Genomic DNA, 19,087 nt, shown 5'->3' on the forward strand with positions numbered 1-19,087 from the left:
CATTATTCTATGAAAAGACAACCCTTGCGACGGATATTTTCCTTTGCCGCATCGAGCGCGCCCGACCGAGCGCCGTTCGTCATTGCGTTCACCCTTGTGATTTTGGCTTTTTTCATGGCCGGAAGCGCCCGCGACGATATCGTTTCTCTTTTGATCTGGCGGCCGTTGACGGCCTTTCTCCTGGCGCTGTCCATCGTCGTCAGCGGGAAGCAAGCCTGGCAGCGTGGGAAATCGCTGCTGATCCTCGCGGCGGCGATCTTGCTGTTCGTCGCGTCGCATTTGATCCCGCTTCCACCCGAAATATGGACAGCTCTGCCGGGGCGCGACATTCTGGAGAAGACCTATGAAGCCGCGGGCATGGCTTTGCCTTGGCAGCCGCTCTCGATGGCGCAGGCCCGGACCTGGAACGCGCTTTTCTCGTTGGCGGGCCCGATCGCCCTCTTGATCGTGGTGCTTGCTCTTGACCGGCGTCGCCATCAGCAGTTGCTTATGCTCTTGCTTGTTCTGGGATTCGCCAGCGGCATTATCGGCATGCTGCAGGCGCTCGGTTCCGCAAACAATCTTCTGTATTTTTATCGCGTCACGAACGATGGCTTGAGTGTTGGCTTGTTTGCCAATCGCAATCATCAGGCGGTTATGCTGGCCACGATGTTTCCGCTTTTGGCGGCTTATATTTCGATATTCAAGGGGCGGCCGGACCAACTGTTCTTTCAGCGCTCGATGACTCTCGCAGGCGCGTGCCTGCTCATTCCGTTGATCCTCATGACCGGGTCGCGCGCCGGCCTGATCCTCGCCGTTGTTGGGATTTTCTTTGCTTGGTGGGTCTACCGTAAGCCGGTGTCGCAGGGGCGGGTCGTCGGAATTCGCGCCGAGCATCGGTCGCGACTGGTCGGCGTTGGCTTTGCGGTTGTGCTGTTGGTCATCGTTCTGATTGTTGCCGCCAGCACGCCGGCGCTTCAGCGCCTGCTCGACACAGACCCGGCTTCCGAATTGCGATTGCAAGCCTTTCCCGTGATTGTCGATGCGACAATGAAGTTTTTTCCGTTCGGAAGCGGGATCGGCACCTTCGTCGAGACCTACAAGATTTTTGAACCGGATTCTTTCATATCCATCAACTATTTCAATCATGCGCACAATGACTTGGCCGAAATTGTTATGACGGGGGGGCTTGCGGCCGTCCTGCTTGCCATCTGGGTCGTCATTCTTGGAGCGATTGCCTTTTTCGCTTTGATGCGCCGGCGCGGGGTTCGCTCGGATGACGCGGACTTTTCGGTCCAGATTATGGGTCGCGCCGGTTTCTCGGTATTGGCCATACTTGCTCTAGCCAGTGTCGCCGACTATCCGCTGCGCGTGCCGTCGCTCACGCTCTATGCGATTGTCGCCGCGGCCTGGTGTTCAAATGCTTATCGATTGATCCGGAAGTGACAGGAATTATGCAAAGAAAAGTAGGTGTCTATGGTGCCAAGCGGGCCTCGCGGGCCGTCATGCTGGCGCTAGCGCTGGTCGTTTCCGGATGCTCGACCGGTTTGGTAGGTAAGGGATTGGGCGGATCGACTGTCACGAGGGTCGATATGAACGAGTTGCCCGGCCCGAGCGGGCAGGTGGGCCCCGATCAGGTCTATCGTTACGCGATCGGTCCGTTCGACAAGCTGATTATCGACGTTCTGGGCATATCGGAACTTTCCGACCGCAAAGTCACCGTCGACGGTTCCGGCAATATCACGCTCCCGATCGCGGGTGTGGTGCAGGTTGGCGGACTGTCAGTAGGCGAAGCCAGTGACAAGATTGTCGGCCAGCTACGGGCGGGATATGTTCGCAATCCCCAAGTGGCGGTGAATCTGGAGGAAGCGGTTAGCCACTATGTGACCGTGGATGGCGAGGTCGAGCAGCCGGGTAACTATCCGATCGTTTCGGGGCTCACGTTGATGCGCGCCGTCGCGGGGGCAAAGGGGACTACCGATTTTGCCAAGCTGCGTGAAGTCGTTGTGCACCGTACCGTCAACGGGCAGCAGATGATCGCGCTTTACGATCTAGCTGCGATCCGGCGGGGCGCTTATAGCGACCCCATTCTCTATCCGCACGATATCGTTGTCGTCGGGGATTCGCCGGGACGACGCCTCTTCCAGCAGATTGTAGCGGTTTCGCCGCTGTTCATTTCGCCGTTGATCGCGGTCCTGGACAACAACAGATAATCATAACTCAAGTCGAGATTAAGCGAGATTTCATGTCTGACATCCACAACCCCGCATTTGCTGCTGGCACTGATGCACAAGATTTGGCGATGAAGAAGGACGCCAGGTCGTTGCCGGTGCTTCTGGAGTATTGGAACGCTCTGAAGCGGCATATGTGGCTCGCTTTGGCGATTGTTGCTGTTGTAGCGATTGCGGGTCTCATCATTACGCTATTGATGACGCCGCAATATACCGCGACATCGCGTATCGAGATCGCGCGCGAACAGGCCAATGTAACCAATGTCGAAGGCTTGAAGCGCGAGGACAGCACGCCCAATCAGGAATTCTACCTGACGCAATATTCGCTGCTGAATGCGCGCTCGCTTGCGCAACGTGTCGAGCGGAGGTTGCGTCTCGCCCGAAATGAAGAGTTTTTTGCAGCGCATGGCACCAAGCCTGAGGGCGAAGGGTTGCTTTCCGGTGCGAAAACAGGACCGGTCTCGGCCGCCGAGCTCCGTGAGCGCGAGCGGCAAGCGGTCGAACTGCTCCTGAAACATATCGGCATCTCGCCCCTGCGTGGTTCGGCGCTGGCAGATGTCAGCTACACCAGCGCATCGCGCGATTTGTCGCGGCAGATAGCGAATGCCTGGGTAACGGAATTTATTCAGCAGAGCATGGATCGGCGCCTGTCATCGACGGCGGATGCCCGCATCTATCTGGAATCTCGCCTGCAGGGTTTGCGTAACCGACTTGAGCAGTCGGAACGCGACCTCGTAAATTATGCAACACGGCAGGGTATTGTGCGTCTCTCGGAAACGCAGAGCGAGGACGGGCGCACACGAACCACCCAAACCCTCGCTTCCAGCGATCTGGTGCAGCTGAACCGTCTGCTCGTGCAGGCAACGGCCGATCGGGCGGAAGCAGAGGCGAGGCTTGGGGCTGCCCGTTCACCCGGAAGCACGCAACTCGCGCTCAGCAACCAATCGCTTAATCTTATGCGGCAGCGCCGCGCCGAAGCTAACGCCGAATATCAGGAATTGCTCGTTCGCTTCGAACCCGAATATCCTGCGGCGCAGGCAGCAAAAGAAAAGGTCCAGGCGCTGGATCGATCCATCTCGTCGGAAGAAAGCCGCATTCGCAACACCTATTCGAGCGAATATAATGCCGCGCGTCAGAGCGAGGATGCGCTTCGGGCCCGCGTTGATAAGCTTTTGGGACGCCTGGACACGGAAAATCGGTCGAGCATTCAATATAATATCTATCAGCGCGAGGTCGATACGAACCGGCAACTGTATGACGGCCTTCTTCAACGCTACAAGGAAATTGGCGTTGCCGGTGTCGGTACGAACAACATCTCGATTGTCGATGACGCCTTCTCGCCTGTAGACCCCTCCTCGCCGCGGCTCGTCCTGAATATGGCGATTGCGCTGCTGCTTGGCATGGGTCTGGCCGGATTGGCTATCGTCATTCTCGAAAATCTCGACGAAAGCGTGCGCGAACCTCACCAGATCGCGGACAAGCTGGATGTCCCGCTGTTGGGCGCCGTGCCTGCCGTTGACGACGAGGCGCTGGCCGATATCGACGATCCAAAGTCGATCATGTCCGAGGCTTATATGACCGTTCGGACGAACCTCAGCTTCTCGACGGATCATGGTGTTCCGAAAACATTCGCGCTGACCAGTACGTCACCGTCCGAAGGCAAGTCGACGTCGGCCTATGCCCTGGCTCGGGTGTTGGGTCGAACCGCGGGATCTGTGGTGCTCGTCGATGTCGACATGCGCCGCCCCGTGGTCGCGAGCCGTCTTGGTCTCGACAATAGCAAGGGTGTCTCGAACTTCCTTGCGGGGGATGACGACTGGCAATCGCTGGTCCAGGCCATTGGCGGATCGAACGTCAGTTTCGTTGCGGCGGGTCCGACGCCGCCGAGCGCTTCGGAATTGCTCAGCGGAGATCGTCTGGAATTGTTCGTTCGCAAACTTTCCGAAAAATTCGATCATGTCATTCTCGACAGCCCGCCGATGCTCGGCCTGTCCGACGCCGCGCTGATCGCCAAGGCAGTCGAAGGGGTGATCTATGTGATCGAGGCCGACCGCACCGCCGTCCGGGCTTCGCAAGCGGCGTTGTCGCGTCTGCGTGAATCGCGCGCGCATATTCTGGGTGCATTGCTCACCAAATATCGGGCGAAACAGTCGGGCTACGGCTACGGCTATGGATACGGCTATGGCTATGGCAAGGATCATTCCGCCGAACAGGCGGCATAAGATTGTGAGCAAGGTTAGCGTGGCATGAAGAGCGAGAGAACCTTGACGCCGTCGATATTCGGCGGCCTTGTTGCGGGGCTTTTGCTCGCCGTGCTGACCTTTTCACAAGCAGCAGCGTCGGTCGGGCTGTCCATCGATAGTTTCCGACCGCTCGGTGGAAGCTTTTTTTCATGGCGTGCGGGGCAGACGCGCGCGGCGGTGGCCGTTGCAGCGCAGGGCTCACGCGTCAATTCGGTCGCGGCCCGGCGACTGGGGCGTGAGGCGCTTGTCCATGCCCCGCTCACCCCTCGATCGCTGTGGCTTATCGGCAAGAGCATGGAAATCGAGGGCCAGCAGGCCAAGGCGCGGAAGGCCATGCTACAAGCAGAGCGGATCTCGCGCCGCGATGGCGCGGTGCAGCTGTGGCTTGGTGCCGATCGCTTGCGCGCAGGAAAGATTGCGTCGGGTCTCCGTCATTTCGATCTGATGATCCGTGCCGATGGCGAGGCGGCCGATGCGGTCATCCCGCGCATGGCTCTGATCATTCTCGCGCCGGAAGGGCGTCGGCATCTCGCGCCCTATATTCGCGAGAATAATCCTTGGCTGTCGCACCTGTTTCAGGTCGCCGCGACTGATTTGCCGCGAGCCGCGCCCATGGCGCAATTGCTGATCGATCGACGCCAAAAGGCACCGGATGTAGCGAATGGCCGGTTCGTATATTCGACGTTGATGACGCGTCTGATCGCTGAAGGCTCCTATTCGTCGGCACTACGGCTCTATCCCTTGTTACCGGGTTCGAACCGCGACAGCTTGCGCAACGTCAGCGGTACAATCAACGGCAAGCTCGACGAGGGATATCCCCCGTTCATCTGGGCCTTCTCGGATGGTAGCGCGCAGGGCGGTGAGTTCGTTAGCGTCGAAGGCGGCGGAACGGGTATCGATATATTCGGCTCGCCGGGAACCCTGGGTGTCGCGGCGATCAAGCTCGTGGCCATAAAACCCGGCGATGCGCTGTATTGGCAGGTCGCCGATCGCGCCAGTAATCTCGACGGTAGCGCGACGTGGGTCGCGACCTGTCTGTCGGGGCCAGCGGCGAAAAAGAAAACAGAATCGGCGAATATGCTTTCGGCGAGCGTTCCGCAGAACAAGATGCTGAAGATGGCTATGCCCTCCGGTTGCGACCTGGTTCGACTGGACATGCGGGTGGCGGGCGGCATCGGGCGAGACCCGACCAATCTGACCATTTCGGCGCTGAAGCTGGCGCGCGATACGAACGCGAAATAATCGATGCTGAAGCGCGGGTTCGACATCGCGGCCTCGGCGATCGCGCTGATCCTATTCTCGCCGCTGATCCTGATCCTCGCCCTGTTGGTGCGATCGCGACTGGGATCGCCGGTGCTGTTTCGCCAGAAGCGGCCCGGCCTTGGCGCCAGATCGTTTGAAGTCATCAAGTTCCGGACAATGACCGACGAGGTCGGCGCCGACGGACTGCCTTTGCCCGATGCCGACCGGCTGCCGCCCTTCGGCCGCTGGCTGCGCTCGACCAGCCTTGATGAATTGCCCGAGCTTTGGAACGTTCTACGTGGCGAAATGAGCCTCGTCGGACCGCGTCCGCTGCACGTCTATTACCTCCCACGCTATTCGCCGTCGCAGGCGCGGCGGCACGAGGTCCGGCCCGGGCTCACGGGGTGGGCACAGGTCAACGGCCGTAATGCGATCAGCTGGGACGAGAAGTTCGCGCTCGACGTCTGGTATGTCGACAATCGGACATTCCTTCTCGACCTGAAGATCATCCTGATCACGGTGGCAAAGATCGTAAAGCGCGACGGGATCAGCAGCGAGGGCGAGGCCACCATGTCTGAATTCATGGGTGCCGCGCCGGAGGGTGGGGCAAGGGGTGTCGGCGCCGGCACGCCTTCCGAAACACGTTGAATCGATCGCCTGACGAAATCGGCGTGCAAAAGGTCAATCGACGGTGATCGGCAATGCGCAGGAACTGGAAGCGGACGGCCTTCATGGGCGCTTGATCCGCGGCGACAGTCGACCGGCGTCGCTGATCGTCTGTGTCCATGGCGGCGGGTGCAACGGGCGATATTTCGACCTGCCATCCTTCTCATTTGCGGGGACGGCGCTTGGCGCCGGGCACGCGGTGTTGATGGTCGACAGGCCGGGGCACGGGATGTCGCCGCCGATAGAGACTCCGACCCCGATATATTCCGCAAGCTTGCTCCTCGCTAAGCTGGTCGAGCGGGCGGTTGCGGCGTGCGAAGATCCCGACCTGCCCATAGCATTGTTCGGCCATTCGATCGGCGGCGCTGTGGCGATGCACTGGGCGGCGCAATCGCCGCCGATGCTGAAATGCCTCGTGACGTCGGGTATCGGATCGCATCCGACCGAAGCCGCGCTGGCATGGCTCAATGGTCTGCACGGCGGCGGCGAGGTCGTCCTTCCGCATGCTTTCTTCTTCGGACCCGATGGCAGTTTCGACTGGCGGGCACCGATTGCGCTTCGCAAATCTGGAGAGCCCTGGCGAAAGGATGAAGTGGACGAAGTGCTGCTCCGCTGGCCAAGCCAGTTTTCCTCTGTCGCATCGCGTATCGGCTGCCCGGTTCTCGCCATCCTGAGCGAGCATGAGCGGATATGGGAAAATGGGGAGGGGGCACTGAAGGCGATGCGCGACAGCTTCGCACCGGGCCGTGGCAGCGTCGAGATTGCGGCTGGCGGCGGCCATTTATATGAAGTACATCGAAGCTGGTCTGTGCATGCAGGGCGGATAATTGCCTTTATTGAGGGCCATATCGAATGATTTCGTGTTCGCCCCGAGTCTCTTGTAACGGTATCGGTTGATGACATCATTTGCAGAAAACGCGGCAGCCGGAAGCGTGCCGGCCCGCATCGTCGCGATTGCGACCCATGTACCCGAAGCCGTTCTGGATAATGCGGAACTGGCCGCGCTGTATCCCGAATGGCCCGCCGACAAGATTCTCGACAAGACGGGGATCGCGGAGCGGCGTATCGCCGGCCCCGACGAAACCGCGCTTGATCTGGGCGTGGCGGCTGCGGAAAAGCTGTTCGGACAGGCCGGGATCGACCGGGGCGATGTCGATTTTCTGATTTTCTGTACGCAGGCACCCGACTATGTCCTGCCGACATCGGCCTGCATCATGCAGGACCGGCTGCAACTCGGCACCGGGGTCGGCGCGCTCGACATCAATCTGGGCTGCTCGGGGTTCGTCTATGGCCTGTCGCTGGCGGCGGGGTTGATCGCGGGCGGAATGGCTTCGACGATCCTGCTCGTCACGGCAGACACCTATTCCAAATATATCAACGCGCGCGACAAGAGTGTTCGAACCTTGTTTGGCGATGGCGCGGCGGCGACCTTGATCAAACGAAACGGTCCGGGCGATACGGGGAGCATCGGTCCGTTCGAATTCGGCACCGATGGCAGCGGCGCGCACCAGCTGATCGTCGAAGGCGGCGGCTTTAGAACGCCCCGCAGCAAGGAAACCGCAGAGGAAGTCGTCGACAAGAGCGGCAATGTGCGGTCGCGGGATAATCTCTACATGAACGGCGGGGCAGTCCTGAACTTCACGCTGAAACGTGTGCCCGAAGTCGTCGCGCGCCTGACGGACAAGGCGGGCTTGCCGATCGAGGCGTTCGATAGCGTGATCCTGCATCAGGCGAACAAGTTCATGCTGGATTCGCTCCAGAAAAAGCTCGGCCTCGGCGACGATCGGGTGCCGCGGCGCTACGCCGATATCGGAAATACCGTCTCGTCGACGATCCCTTTCGTTCTGGAAGATATGGCCGAACAAAGTCGTTTTCCGCCCGGACGCCATATGTTAGTGGGCTTCGGAGTAGGCCTGTCCTGGGCAGCGGGTTCGATAAGTTTTTGAAATATAAGGAGTGACTATGTCTGACTTTCGCGACGGACTGGCTGAAATTCTGGAAGTCGAAGCGAGCGAACTCGAAGAGGGTTTCGAACTCGGCGAGCTTTGGGATTCGCTTGCCGTGGTTTCGACGCTGGCGCTGATCGACGAAGTGCACGACGTTTCGGTCAGTGCCGAGGATCTGGCCGAATGCAAAACGGTCGGCGATATCGGCAAGCTGGTCGACGCGGCGGTGGCGTGACAGTCGAAGCGGTTCTTAAAAGCGGGCAGGCGGCCAAGGTCCAGTCGGCGTCGATCGTCGGCTTGGCTGCCTGTGTGCCGCCCCGCGTCGTCGGCAACGACCATTTCTCCGAACAATTCGGCGATGGCGTCGCCGACGTTACCAAGATGACGGGCGTCTTGACGCGCCGCTGGGTCGATGATGCGACCACCACGGCCGACCTGTGCGTCGCCGCGGGCAAGCGTGTGCTCGAGGATCTCGACTGGGACCCGGCGTCGGTCGACGCGTTGATCTTTATCTCGCAGACCCCCGATTACCGCCTTCCGGCGACCGCAGCGGTGATGCAGCCGCTGCTCGACCTGCGCCCGGGGATCATCGCGTTCGACATCAATCTGGGCTGTTCGGCCTATCCTTACGGCCTGTGGCTGGCGATGAGCATGGTGCAGACGGGCGCGGCGCGGCGCGTGTTGCTTGCGGTCGGCGATACCAGCAGCCGCGTCGTGGACCCCAGCGACCGCGCCACGGCGATGCTGTTCGGCGATGCCGGCACGGTGACCGCGATCGAATATGACGAAAAGGCCGAGCCGGCTTATTTCGTTCTCGGAACCGATGGGCGCGGTGCCAATAATCTGATCATTCCCAGCGGCGCATCGCGCCAGCAGAAGCATGAAAAGACGCCGAACGAACAGGACAAGCTGTTCATGGACGGCGGCGAAATCTTCACCTTCACGCTGAAAGCGGTCCCGACGCTCGTTGCCGAAACGATGCAGATCGCGGGCAAGACGGTCGACGATTATGACTATTTCCTGTTTCATCAGGCGAATACCTTCATGATCAACCATCTCGCGAAAAAGGCGAAGCTGCCGAGCGAGAAGGTGCCGATCAATATCGACGCATTCGGCAACACGAGCAGTGCGACGATCCCGCTGCTGATCTGCGACAAGCTGGCGGGCGATCTTTCGTCTAAGCCGCTCCGGCTCGGCATGTTCGGTTTCGGGGTCGGCTATTCGTGGGGCGGCGCCTCGATCGATGTCGGCGCGCTGAAATCGGTCGCCTTGCTCACGCTATGATTTTCGCCTCGAACAGCCTCGCGGGCAAACATATCGTCGTCACCGGCGCGTCGTCGGGCTTGGGTCAGGCGGCAGCGGCCTATCTCGCGACGCTGGGCGCCAACCTGTCGCTCGTCGGACGCGACGAGGCGCGGCTGGATGCCACGCTTTCGGGATTGGGCGGGGAGGGGACGCACGCACGCTTCGCTGCCGATGTTGGCGATTTCAGCGCGGCCGACGAACTGGTGCAGCGGATCGTGAAGGAACGCGGCGCGATCGACGGCCTGTTCCATTCCGCCGGCACCAGCCTCGTCATGCCGATGCGCCTGACCAAAGAGGCCCAGATCGACGATCTTTTTGGTGCCGCGGTGATGGGCGCGCTGGGCATGGCTAAGGCGCTGTCGCGGAAAAATGCGATGAACGATGGCGGTTCGCTGGTGTTCATGTCGTCGGTATCGGCGGTGCGCGGGCGCCGCGGCATGGTCGCCTATTCGGCGGCGAAGGCGGCGACCAGTGGCATGGTTCGCGCTTTGGCGGTCGAGCTTGCCGATCGGCGGATCCGCGTGAATTCGATCACCGCGGGTGCGGTGGAAACCGCGATGCACCGCAGCTTTGTCGAGAGCGTGAGCGACGACCTCGTCGCGGGCTATCGCGATTTGCACCCGCTCGGTTTCGGGCAGCCCGATGACGTGGCGGCCGCGGTTGCCTTCCTGCTGAGCGACGCGTCGCCATGGATCACGGGCATCGACTTGCCCGTCGATGGCGGCTACGCGGCCAAGTGAAGAGCGCGCGCCCGTCGGCGCCGGCATCAGGATTGTCGAACCCGTGATTCCCGTTTCCAACTATGTCGATCCCGCCGCGCTCGAGCGCGAGATGAAATTGCTGTTCCGCAGGGGCTGGCAATTCGTCGCGATGGCCGACGAACTGGCGAACGATCAGGATTTCGTCTGCGTCGACCTGCCGGGGACGGCGATCGTCGTCCAGAATTTCGCCGGGTCGCTGCGCGCGTTTCGCAACGTCTGCCCGCACCGGCTGAACCTCATCCAGACCGAAGAGCGCGGCAATCGCTCGCTCATCTGCCGATACCACGGCTGGGCGTTCGACGGTGATGGGCGCCCCAAGACCTTGCCCCCGCGTCAGGGTTTCGCCGAGAGCCGCGACGACGAGCGCGTGTGCCTGCAGCGATTCCATGTGGAAGCGTGCGGGCGTTTCGTGTTCGTCTCGATGGAAAGCGCGCCGCCGCCGCTCGCCGATTATCTGGGCGAATTCGTGCCGGTGCTCGAACAGCTGAGCGGTGCGATGGGCGCGCTCACCGATATCGACACGATCCATCACGCCGCTAACTGGAAGCTGCTCGCCGAGAATGTGCTCGAATGTTATCATTGCGGCTATGTCCATCCCGAGACGTTCGTCAAAGGACTGGGGATCGGGAAAAAGCCGATTGCCGATGTCCGGCTGGACCGCGGGCACAGCTCGTCCCATTTTCCGAAATCGCCGACCGCGCGCGACGCATTGAAGGCAAAGGCGGTGGCGCACCTCGCCGACCGCGAATTTGCGCATGAATCCTTCTTTCATGTGCATATCTTTCCCAATCTGTTCATTTCGTCGACCGAGGGCACGGCCTTCTATGTCGGTCATGCGATCCCGGTGTCGGCGGGCGCGACGAATTTGCGGACGCGCTTCTTCGCGCCGGGGGTCGAACTCGATGAGCGGGCGCAGGCGCGGCAGAATCTGATGAACAAGCAAGGCGCGACGCTGGGCAAATACGTCATAAACGAGGACCGTGCGATCCTCGAGACGGTGCAGCGCGGCATGGCGGCGGCGAACCGCCCTCCGCTTCTGGGCGCGGACGAAGTGCGGATCGAGGCTTTCGCGGCCGCGTATGAAGCCGCGATGGAGGGCTGATCAGCCCTTCGAAGCCGGCATTTTCAGGGATTTGGCGGGCAGGGCGAAAAGCGTCATCCCGGCCGCGACCTTGCGCTGCACGACAACATTGGCGCCGATACGAGCACCGTCGCCGACGGTGACGCCGGGCATGACGCGCGCGCCCGATCCGATGAAGACGCCTTCGCCGACCGTCGCATGCCCCATCAGGTCGACGTGCGAACTGACCGTCGAAAAGGCGCCGAGCCGTGCGTCGTGGCCGAGGCCCGAAAAGGTGAGCAGGGTGGAGAAGGGGCCCATGTGCGTGTTCGCGGTGTTCATTGCGAGCGGACAGATGATCACGCCCTCGTCATGTCGGCAGTTCGACCCGATGACCGCGGTGGGATGAATGAGCGTCGCAAAGATGGCGCCGCGCGGACGGAGGAGGTCGACCAGCTTGCGCTTGGTGTCGGGCGTGCCGACCGCGAGCAGCAGCCGGTCGCCCGGCTGCGGCTGATAGCCGGCCACCGTGCCAATATGCGGGACGCCGCGGCCGAGAGGCCCGCGATCCTCATCGTCGAGATAGCCGCTTGCTGCCGGCAAGCTGCCTGCGGCGTGACAATCGTGCGCCCAACTCGCGACTTCATGGCCGAAGCCGCCGCCGCCGACGATGATCAGCCGGTTGAGGTCCGCAGGCGCCATTATGCCGTTGCCGCGTCCAGCACTTCGCCGATCGCGGCGACATGCCGGCCGATTTCTTCGTCGGTCATCGTCGGATGCGTCAGGAACATCAGGCTGGTTTCGCCGAGGTCACGGGCGACGGGCAGGCGCTCGGCGGGCCGCCAGGGCGTGCCGTCGAATGCCTTTTCCAGATAGACTTCGGAACAGCTGCCCTGCATCACGGGGACGCTGCGCGCGTTCAACTCCGCCACGATCCGGTCGCGCGACCAGCCGGATTTCAGGCCGTCGGGCCGGACATAGGCGTATTGGCGGTAATAGGCGTGCGTCATGCCCTGCACCGGCGCGGGGACGCGGACCGCGCCCGCAAAGGGCTTCAGCGCCGCCGCGATCGCCTGCGCGATCAACGTACGGCGTGCGTTCCATGCCTGCATCCGGCCCAGCTGGATGCGCCCGATAGCGGACTGGACTTCCAGCATGCGCCAGTTGGTCCCGAAGCTTTCGTGGACCCAGCGAAACCCCGGCGCATGTTCGCGTTCATAGACCGCTTCCCAGCTCTTGCCGTGATCCTTGTACGACCACATCGCCGACCACAGGTCGGGGTCGTCGGTCGTGACCATCCCGCCTTCGCCCCCGGTCGTCATAATCTTGTCCTGGCAAAAGGACCAGGCGCCGACATGACCGATGCTGCCGACGCTGCGATCGCCGACCTTCGCGCCATGGGCCTGCGCGCAATCCTCGACGACCCAAATATCGCGGTCGGCGGCAAGGGCCATGATCCCATCCATGTCGCAAGGCCAGCCCGCAAGATGCACCGGGATGATCGCCTTCGTCTTCTCGGTCAGGACCGCGGCGATCGTCGCGGGGGATATGTTGCCGCTGTCGGCGTCGACGTCAGCAAACACGGGGGTGGCGCCAGCGCTCACGACCGTCGATGCCGACGCAATGAAGGTGCGGGGCGTCACGATCACCTCATCGCCTGGCCCGATATTCATCGCCTTCAGCGCAACGTCGAGCGCCAGCGTGCCGTTGGCCAAGGCCACGGCGCGCGCGCTTCCGGCCCATTCGGCAAATTCGCGTTCGAATGCGCGACCTTCCTGTCCGGTCCAGTAATTGACCTTGTTGGAGGCGATGACGGCGGCGGCGGCGGCGACTTCTTCATCCGAGAAGGAGGGCCAGACTGAGTTGAGGTTCGCGAGCATGGTCGCGCCATACTCGTGGCGGTAAGGGCTGTCCATTGCCTCATCGAGGGGCGGTCGGGCTTGGGGTGTTGAAATCGGGCGCCATGCTGGGGGCTAGTGCGGAATCATCATTTGCCCTTGGGCCGTGCTGCGGATAACGACGCGGCCACAACCTTATAGCCAGGCATCATGGACCCAAGCTTCCCCAACTCGATTTCACCCTGTTTCGCCGCGAGGATGCCGATGGTGCACGCTGCAGCGCGTCCATGCGATGTCCAGAGCAGGGCATGGGCATGAGAGTCATTGGGAGTATCGTGCCGGTATTGAGATCCAAATTGGATCTCATCGTCAATAACAATTTCTTTCTCTGGAACATCTTCGGGAATATCGGGCCGCTCTTTATCGCGCTTTTTTGCGTGCCCTATCTCTATCGATCCGGCTCTTCGGAATATGTCGGCTATCTAACGATCATATGGGCGGCGATCGGATATACGGGACTTTTCGACTTCGGTTTGTCGCGCGCGCTCCTCTATTATGCCGCGCTGAGCAAATCCGATCATGGCATATCGCTCTATCGATCGATCAGGAAGGCATCCGCTTTTTCGATCCTCGTCGCCATGGCAATCGCGGCCCTCGTTTTGCCGTTCCGTGACGAGATAATGGCGCGCTTCGCGGTCGCGAATGCGGATCAGGTCGGCGCGCTCACGGTCGTCGTCGTGTCGCTTCCGGTCTATCTGATCTCGAACCTCGTCCGGGCATCGCTGGAAGGTTTGGAGAAATTCAAGGAAGCGAACATTTTCAAGTTCCTTTCCTATTCGTCCCTTTTTCTGTGCCCTTCGCTGTTGATCCTTGCCGGTGATGCGAGCTTGTTGAATGTGTGCATCTTCTACGCCCTCGTCCGGCTGGCGGCGTGTGGTTACGCCGTGGCCATGCTCTTGCCGCATATTCGCGAAAGCGCAGCGCAGGCCGCCACCAAGATCCCGGTGTCGATGAAGCGCATCATTGCCTTTGGCGGCTGGGCGACGGTGTCATCCACGATCAGCCCCTTGATGGTTTATGGCGACCGATTTGTCCTTGCCTATTACACCGGCGCCTCGTCGATCGCCATCTACGCCATTCTTCAGGAATTCATCGGCAAGACGATCCTGTTCAGCTCATCCTATGTGGCCGCCATTCAGCCGCGGATGAGCTATCTTTCGGAAGCCCAATCCGTCGCCCTGTATCGTGCCGAAAAGCGTAATGTCGTCCAGTTTTCGATGATCATCTATCTAGGCTGCCTGCTTGTTGCGCCCTTTTTTGTTGCCGTATGGCTTGGAGTGAGCGTCGGCGAGGTCGCTCTATTGTCGGCGATCATGTCGATTGGTTTTCTGTTCAATTCGATCGCGCAGGCGCCCTATGCCTATCTCCTCGCGCGCGGTCAGCCGCGGCGGGTGGCTTATGCGCATGTGACCGAAGCGGCGCTTTATTTCCCCCTTTTGATCTTTGCAACCGTGCACTATGGCGTTGCCGGTGCAGCGGCGGCCGGTATGCTCCGCATGATTTTTGATTATGGAATTCTCTCATGGACGGCTCGGCGACCAATCGCCTAAGCGGCTATCTTCCGCTTCTCGCGTTCCTTTCTGCGTGGACGATGCAGCTGGTCTATTTTCTCGCGTATGATTCGCGCGTTTTCTATACGTTCCAGTTCGGTATCCTGTTTCTGATATTCCTGACCGTGGCCTCTTACACCGCGGGTTTCTTTGGCCCGCGCCTTGTTATGAACTTCCGGCCGGCCCTGTTTCAGCCGCGGAGGAAGGAGCCGCTTGACGCCCGTGCCGTAACGCTCCTGATGCGCCTGTCGATCTTTCTGGCGGCGGGCATCATCGTCATGAATATCCTTTTGCCGTTAGCCCAGGGGCTGTCGCTGGGCGATGCTCGTCAGATCGCTTTGGACAAATGGGAAGAAGGCGACATATTGGCCCGCTTCCTCGCCGCGCTCGTCAACATCACTATTTCATTCTGCCTGGTTTCGGTGATCGATCGCATCGACGTGAAAGGAAGATTTCCGTTTTTCATGGTCTTGTTGTTTGTTACGCTGAGTATCGCGGCATATTCTCGCGCGCATTTGCTCTTTGGTCTTTGCGTCATTTCGGTGAAATGGATTTCGCAATCAAAGTACAAATTCTCTTTCATATTTTTGATGTTTGCCGCGTTTGCTTTATTGTTTTCGATATTGTCGGTGGTTGCAAGCATTTCTGCCAACGCCTATGAATCCCGGCTAGAAGATGTTTTGCGCAACCTCGAAGTTTACGCCTTTGGCGGCGTTGCGGGTTTTGAATATTATTATACGGCTGGTTATCCGCAGTTCAACTCGTTGCTCACCGTGCCGCGGTTTATCTATTATATCCTGCCAGGTCTCGGGATCCCGCCACCGTCCTATTTCCCATTCATCGATACGTCGCCACCAATCAACGTTTTCAGCGCAATGTATCCACCGTTCCATGACTATGGCGTCTATGGCCTTGCTGTCTTCTTTTTCGGTTACGGCCTGATCTCGTCCATTGCGATCGCGGCTTTCAATATCCTGCGCAACCGCGTGCTCGGCGTGCTGTCCGGTTTCCTTCTCTATGCCGGCCTGATGAGCCCGTTCGACGACCAGTTCATTCGCGGACTGACGGTTCTGATCCTCATGCTGTCGGGCGTCCTGCTCTATTCGGTTATTTATCGCGTGCTGCGAGCTACCAGGGAGCAGCGTGTTGTCGCGCGGGTGTAGCGAAGGCGTTTCGATTCTCGTCGCGATGTACAACGGCTCCCGGTTTATTATCGAGCAGTTGGAATCGATATTGTCTCAGGTGTCAGCGGAGGACGAGATTCTCATCCTTGACGACCGTTCGACGGACGAAAGCTATGCGATTGTGAAGGCGTTGGAGCCGCGACATCCCGGCCTGAGGGTCATGCGTAACGAACTGAATGTCGGCGTCGCCAAGACATTCGAGACACTGCTGTCACTAGCGACCAAGGACATTATCTTTCTGAGCGATCAGGACGACATCTGGATCGACGGGCGAAAAGAGCGAATGCTTGCCGCTATTCGCGAGGGCGGCGGCGTAGCTGTGCTTGCGAATTCAGCAATCTATGTCGATGGTAGGCGGGTGCGGGAATTTTTCGCCGACGGATATCGGCCGAACACCAACTCTATCTCGAAAAATTTCCTTAAGAATAATTTTATCGGGTGCTGCATGGCCTTCCGCCGTGAGATATTGACCTTGGCGTTACCGTTTCCTCATCGCATTTCGATGCATGACTGGTGGCTCGCCAGCTGCGCGATGGCGATGGGACGGGTTGCGTATAGTGATCAGCCATCGCTTCTCTATCGTCGCCATTCGGCCAATCTTTCGCCGAGTACGCGGAGGAAATGGAAGACGATTCTGGTGGACCGGATAGGGAATCTGACTGCAATGATCGTGTTATTTCGCCGCGCAGCCAGATTGAAACTTCAAGGGAAAATATAGCGATATGCGTAAAGGTATAATTCTCGCGGGCGGTTCGGGCACGCGGCTCTATCCCCTGACCAAGGGCGTATCGAAGCAGTTGATGCCGGTCTATGACAAGCCGATGATCTATTATCCGCTGTCGGTGTTGATGCTGGCCGGCATTCGCGAAGTGCTGATCATCACGACGCCGCAGGATCAGGCGGCCTTTCAGGCGCTGCTCGGCGACGGCACCGACATGGGCATGACGATCGAATATGCGGTCCAGCCGGATCCGGGCGGGCTGGCGCAGGCTTATCATATCGGTGCCGATTTCGTCGGGACCAACCCGTCGACGCTCATCCTCGGCGACAATATCTTCTACGGCCACGGTCTGCCGCAGCTGCTTGAATCGGCCGCCGACCGCCAGACGGGCGCGACGGTGTTCGGCTATTATGTCGGGGATCCAACCGCCTATGGCGTCGTGTCCTTCGACGCCGAGGGCCGGGCCGAAACGATCGAGGAAAAACCCGCCAACCCGAAATCGAACTTCGCCGTGACGGGTCTCTATTTTTACGACGGGCGCGCCGTCGAACTCGCGCACCAGGTCAAGCCGTCGGCGCGCGGCGAGCTGGAGATCACCGACCTCAACCGCATGTATCTGGAGGCGGGCGAATTGTCGGTCGAGATCATGGGGCGTGGCTATGCCTGGCTCGACACCGGGACGCACGCATCGCTGATCGACGCCGCCAACTATGTCCGCATCACCGAAGAGCGGCAGGGACTGAAAATCTGCGCCCCCGAAGAGATCGCCTGGCGCAAGGGCTTCATCGACGACGCGCAGCTGCAGCGCATCGCCGAGCCGCTCCGCAAATCGGGCTATGGCGAATATCTGATGAAACTGCTGGAGCGTCGCTTCTGATGTTGTTCATCCCGACCCCCATCGAAGGCGTGATGGTCATCGAGCCCAAGGTCTTTGGCGACGACCGCGGCTTTTTCATGGAAAGCTGGAATGCTGAGGTGTTTCGCAAGGCGGGAATGGACCTGAGCTTTGTGCAGGACAACCACAGCCGGTCCTCGCGCGGCGTGCTTCGCGGGATGCATTATCAAAAGCCGGGCCCGCAGGGAAAGCTGGTGCGCGTGACCGCCGGTGCCGTTTTCGACGTCGCGGTCGATATGCGTCGTTCGTCGCCGACCTTCGGCAAATGGTTCGGGGTGGAACTGTCGGCGGCGAACAAGAAGATGCTCTATGTTCCCGAGGGGATGGCGCACGGCTTCCTCTGTCTCGAGGATGGCACCGACTTCCTCTACAAATGCACGAGCGACTACGCGCCGGCGAACGAGCACAGCCTGCTGTGGAACGACCCGGCGATCGGCATCGAGTGGCCGTTGGATGGTATCTCGCCGACGCTGTCGGCAAAGGACATCGCCGGGTTGCCGCTGTCCGAAGCGCCGACCTTCGCTTGAAAGACGCAGCGATGAAGGTTCTGATCACCGGTGCGGGCGGCCAATTGGGGCAGGCGCTTCAGGCTGTAGCCCCCGTCGATACGCAGATCGTGGCGGCGACGAGCGCCGAACTCGATATCGGCGATGCCGATGCCGTACGGTCTTTCGTGGCCTCGGTCGCGCCGCAACTGCTGATCAACGCCGCCGCTTACACCGCCGTCGACAAGGCGGAGAGCGATGTCGAAGCCGCGTTCCGGATCAACGGCGACGCGGTGGGCTATCTGGCGCAGGCGGCGAAAGCGGCGGGTGCGCGTTTCGTCCATGTGTCGACGGACTTCGTTTTCGACGGCACGGCGGGAATGCCCTATGCCCCCGATGCGCCGACGGCGCCGCTCGGCGTCTATGGCGCGTCGAAGCTTCGCGGCGAACAGGAAGCAGGGGAGGGCGCGCTGATCGTCCGTACCGCATGGGTCTACGGCAGCCGGGGCGCGAATTTCGTCCGCACGATGCTGCGACTGATGGCCGAGCGCGACGAACTTCGCGTTGTTTCCGACCAGATCGGTACGCCGACGTGGGCGACCTCGTTGGCCGACGGCATCTGGAAGCTGGCAACCGCGGAAGCGACCGGCCTGTATCACTACACCGATAGCGGTGCGGCGAGCTGGTATGACTTTGCGGTTGCGATCCAGGAGGAGGCGCTGGCCATCGGGCTGCTCGACCGCGCAATCCCGGTCCTGCCGATCCCGAGCAGCGCCTATCCCACGCCGGCCAGGCGCCCGCATTATTCGGTGCTCGACAAGGAAGCGACCAGCGCCCTCATCGGGGCGCCAGCTGCGCATTGGCGGGCGAACCTGCGCCTGATGCTGCGCGAGGTGCGCGAGCAGGGCTGACCGGTCGGCG

At 60.6% G+C, this 19,087-nt stretch carries 19 protein-coding genes; 17 read left to right on the forward strand and 2 right to left on the reverse strand.

The window, feature by feature from the left end; translation table 11 throughout:
• The first annotated feature begins 9 nt into the window (after positions 1 to 9).
• From V8J55_RS12170 to V8J55_RS12220, 11 genes are all read left to right on the forward strand, one after another.
• Positions 10 to 1,425, forward strand: a complete 1,416-nt coding sequence (locus tag V8J55_RS12170; protein WP_336445913.1) for an O-antigen ligase family protein — start codon at positions 10 to 12, stop codon at positions 1,423 to 1,425.
• Between the two features lie 146 nt (positions 1,426 to 1,571).
• Positions 1,572 to 2,192, forward strand: a complete 621-nt coding sequence (locus V8J55_RS12175; protein ID WP_336445914.1) for a polysaccharide biosynthesis/export family protein — start codon at positions 1,572 to 1,574, stop codon at positions 2,190 to 2,192.
• A gap of 32 nt (positions 2,193 to 2,224) precedes the next feature.
• On the forward strand, positions 2,225 to 4,432 hold the full coding sequence (locus V8J55_RS12180) for a GumC family protein (protein WP_336445915.1): 2,208 nt from the start codon (positions 2,225 to 2,227) through the stop codon (positions 4,430 to 4,432).
• Between the two features lie 24 nt (positions 4,433 to 4,456).
• Positions 4,457 to 5,695: a tetratricopeptide repeat protein gene (locus tag V8J55_RS12185; protein WP_336445916.1), complete on the forward strand. Its 1,239-nt coding sequence runs from the start codon at positions 4,457 to 4,459 to the stop codon at positions 5,693 to 5,695.
• A gap of 3 nt (positions 5,696 to 5,698) precedes the next feature.
• Positions 5,699 to 6,343, forward strand: coding sequence for a sugar transferase (locus V8J55_RS12190; RefSeq protein ID WP_336445917.1), 645 nt, complete (start codon positions 5,699 to 5,701; stop codon positions 6,341 to 6,343).
• A 43-nt stretch (positions 6,344 to 6,386) separates the two neighbouring features.
• A complete protein-coding gene (locus V8J55_RS12195; RefSeq protein WP_336445918.1) occupies positions 6,387 to 7,217 on the forward strand; it encodes an alpha/beta hydrolase in 831 nt (276 codons plus the stop codon).
• 40 nt (positions 7,218 to 7,257) lie between these two features.
• Complete coding sequence (locus V8J55_RS12200; RefSeq protein WP_336445919.1) at positions 7,258 to 8,307, forward strand: 3-oxoacyl-ACP synthase III family protein; 1,050 nt, start codon at positions 7,258 to 7,260, stop codon at positions 8,305 to 8,307.
• A gap of 16 nt (positions 8,308 to 8,323) precedes the next feature.
• Complete coding sequence (locus tag V8J55_RS12205; RefSeq protein ID WP_336445920.1) at positions 8,324 to 8,542, forward strand: phosphopantetheine-binding protein; 219 nt, start codon at positions 8,324 to 8,326, stop codon at positions 8,540 to 8,542.
• Positions 8,539 to 9,591 (forward strand): ketoacyl-ACP synthase III, encoded by a 1,053-nt coding sequence (locus V8J55_RS12210; RefSeq protein ID WP_336445921.1) that lies wholly within the window; start codon positions 8,539 to 8,541, stop codon positions 9,589 to 9,591. Before V8J55_RS12205 ends, V8J55_RS12210 begins: the two co-directional genes overlap by 4 nt.
• Entirely contained in the window at positions 9,588 to 10,352 is a 765-nt protein-coding gene (locus tag V8J55_RS12215) for an SDR family NAD(P)-dependent oxidoreductase (protein WP_336445922.1), read from the forward strand. Before V8J55_RS12210 ends, V8J55_RS12215 begins: the two co-directional genes overlap by 4 nt.
• Positions 10,353 to 10,395: 43 nt before the next feature.
• Entirely contained in the window at positions 10,396 to 11,475 is a 1,080-nt protein-coding gene (locus V8J55_RS12220) for an aromatic ring-hydroxylating oxygenase subunit alpha (RefSeq protein ID WP_336445923.1), read from the forward strand.
• Here V8J55_RS12220 and V8J55_RS12225 read toward each other — a convergent pair whose 3' ends face one another.
• Entirely contained in the window at positions 11,476 to 12,135 is a 660-nt protein-coding gene (locus V8J55_RS12225) for a DapH/DapD/GlmU-related protein (protein WP_336445924.1), read from the reverse strand. It lies immediately after the preceding gene.
• Positions 12,135 to 13,349: a DegT/DnrJ/EryC1/StrS family aminotransferase gene (locus V8J55_RS12230; protein WP_336445925.1), complete on the reverse strand. Its 1,215-nt coding sequence runs from the start codon at positions 13,347 to 13,349 to the stop codon at positions 12,135 to 12,137. The genes V8J55_RS12225 and V8J55_RS12230 overlap by 1 nt, the downstream gene beginning before the upstream one ends.
• Before the next feature lie 560 nt (positions 13,350 to 13,909).
• Here V8J55_RS12230 and V8J55_RS12235 point away from each other — a divergent pair.
• From V8J55_RS12235 to rfbD, 6 genes are read left to right on the forward strand one after another with little or no spacing between them, the layout of a single operon-like run.
• Positions 13,910 to 14,881 (forward strand): hypothetical protein, encoded by a 972-nt coding sequence (locus tag V8J55_RS12235; RefSeq protein ID WP_336445926.1) that lies wholly within the window; start codon positions 13,910 to 13,912, stop codon positions 14,879 to 14,881.
• Positions 14,854 to 16,044, forward strand: coding sequence for an O-antigen polymerase (locus tag V8J55_RS12240; protein WP_336445927.1), 1,191 nt, complete (start codon positions 14,854 to 14,856; stop codon positions 16,042 to 16,044). The genes V8J55_RS12235 and V8J55_RS12240 overlap by 28 nt, the downstream gene beginning before the upstream one ends.
• The gene (locus tag V8J55_RS12245; RefSeq protein ID WP_336445928.1) at positions 16,025 to 16,783 is read left to right on the forward strand and encodes a glycosyltransferase family 2 protein; all 759 of its coding nucleotides are present in this window, start codon (positions 16,025 to 16,027) and stop codon (positions 16,781 to 16,783) included. Before V8J55_RS12240 ends, V8J55_RS12245 begins: the two co-directional genes overlap by 20 nt.
• Positions 16,784 to 16,787: 4 nt before the next feature.
• Positions 16,788 to 17,663, forward strand: a complete 876-nt coding sequence (gene rfbA, locus V8J55_RS12250; RefSeq protein ID WP_336445929.1) for a glucose-1-phosphate thymidylyltransferase RfbA — start codon at positions 16,788 to 16,790, stop codon at positions 17,661 to 17,663.
• Positions 17,663 to 18,208: a dTDP-4-dehydrorhamnose 3,5-epimerase gene (rfbC, locus tag V8J55_RS12255; protein ID WP_336445930.1), complete on the forward strand. Its 546-nt coding sequence runs from the start codon at positions 17,663 to 17,665 to the stop codon at positions 18,206 to 18,208. The genes rfbA and rfbC overlap by 1 nt, the downstream gene beginning before the upstream one ends.
• A gap of 11 nt (positions 18,209 to 18,219) precedes the next feature.
• Positions 18,220 to 19,077, forward strand: coding sequence for a dTDP-4-dehydrorhamnose reductase (gene rfbD / locus V8J55_RS12260; protein ID WP_336445931.1), 858 nt, complete (start codon positions 18,220 to 18,222; stop codon positions 19,075 to 19,077).
• Positions 19,078 to 19,087: the final 10 nt, after the last annotated feature.

Source organism: Sphingopyxis sp. CCNWLW2, from assembly GCF_037095755.1.
In the GTDB taxonomy this organism is placed as follows: domain Bacteria; phylum Pseudomonadota; class Alphaproteobacteria; order Sphingomonadales; family Sphingomonadaceae; genus Sphingopyxis.

Bases quoted from the DNA above. Each gene is read 5' to 3' on its own strand.
- V8J55_RS12170 (WP_336445913.1), top strand. From the start codon at position 10: ATGAAAAGACAACCCTTGCGACGGATATTTTCCTTTGCCGCATCGAGC.
- V8J55_RS12175 (WP_336445914.1), top strand. From the start codon at position 1,572: ATGAACGAGTTGCCCGGCCCGAGCGGGCAGGTGGGCCCCGATCAGGTC.
- V8J55_RS12180 (WP_336445915.1), top strand. From the start codon at position 2,225: ATGTCTGACATCCACAACCCCGCATTTGCTGCTGGCACTGATGCACAA.
- V8J55_RS12185 (WP_336445916.1), top strand. From the start codon at position 4,457: ATGAAGAGCGAGAGAACCTTGACGCCGTCGATATTCGGCGGCCTTGTT.
- V8J55_RS12190 (WP_336445917.1), top strand. From the start codon at position 5,699: ATGCTGAAGCGCGGGTTCGACATCGCGGCCTCGGCGATCGCGCTGATC.
- V8J55_RS12200 (WP_336445919.1), top strand. From the start codon at position 7,258: ATGACATCATTTGCAGAAAACGCGGCAGCCGGAAGCGTGCCGGCCCGC.
- V8J55_RS12205 (WP_336445920.1), top strand. From the start codon at position 8,324: ATGTCTGACTTTCGCGACGGACTGGCTGAAATTCTGGAAGTCGAAGCG.
- V8J55_RS12215 (WP_336445922.1), top strand. From the start codon at position 9,588: ATGATTTTCGCCTCGAACAGCCTCGCGGGCAAACATATCGTCGTCACC.
- V8J55_RS12225 (WP_336445924.1), bottom strand. From the start codon at position 12,135: ATGGCGCCTGCGGACCTCAACCGGCTGATCATCGTCGGCGGCGGCGGC.
- V8J55_RS12230 (WP_336445925.1), bottom strand. From the start codon at position 13,349: ATGGACAGCCCTTACCGCCACGAGTATGGCGCGACCATGCTCGCGAAC.
- V8J55_RS12235 (WP_336445926.1), top strand. From the start codon at position 13,910: ATGGCAATCGCGGCCCTCGTTTTGCCGTTCCGTGACGAGATAATGGCG.
- V8J55_RS12240 (WP_336445927.1), top strand. From the start codon at position 14,854: ATGGACGGCTCGGCGACCAATCGCCTAAGCGGCTATCTTCCGCTTCTC.
- rfbA (WP_336445929.1), top strand. From the start codon at position 16,788: ATGCGTAAAGGTATAATTCTCGCGGGCGGTTCGGGCACGCGGCTCTAT.
- rfbC (WP_336445930.1), top strand. From the start codon at position 17,663: ATGTTGTTCATCCCGACCCCCATCGAAGGCGTGATGGTCATCGAGCCC.
- rfbD (WP_336445931.1), top strand. From the start codon at position 18,220: ATGAAGGTTCTGATCACCGGTGCGGGCGGCCAATTGGGGCAGGCGCTT.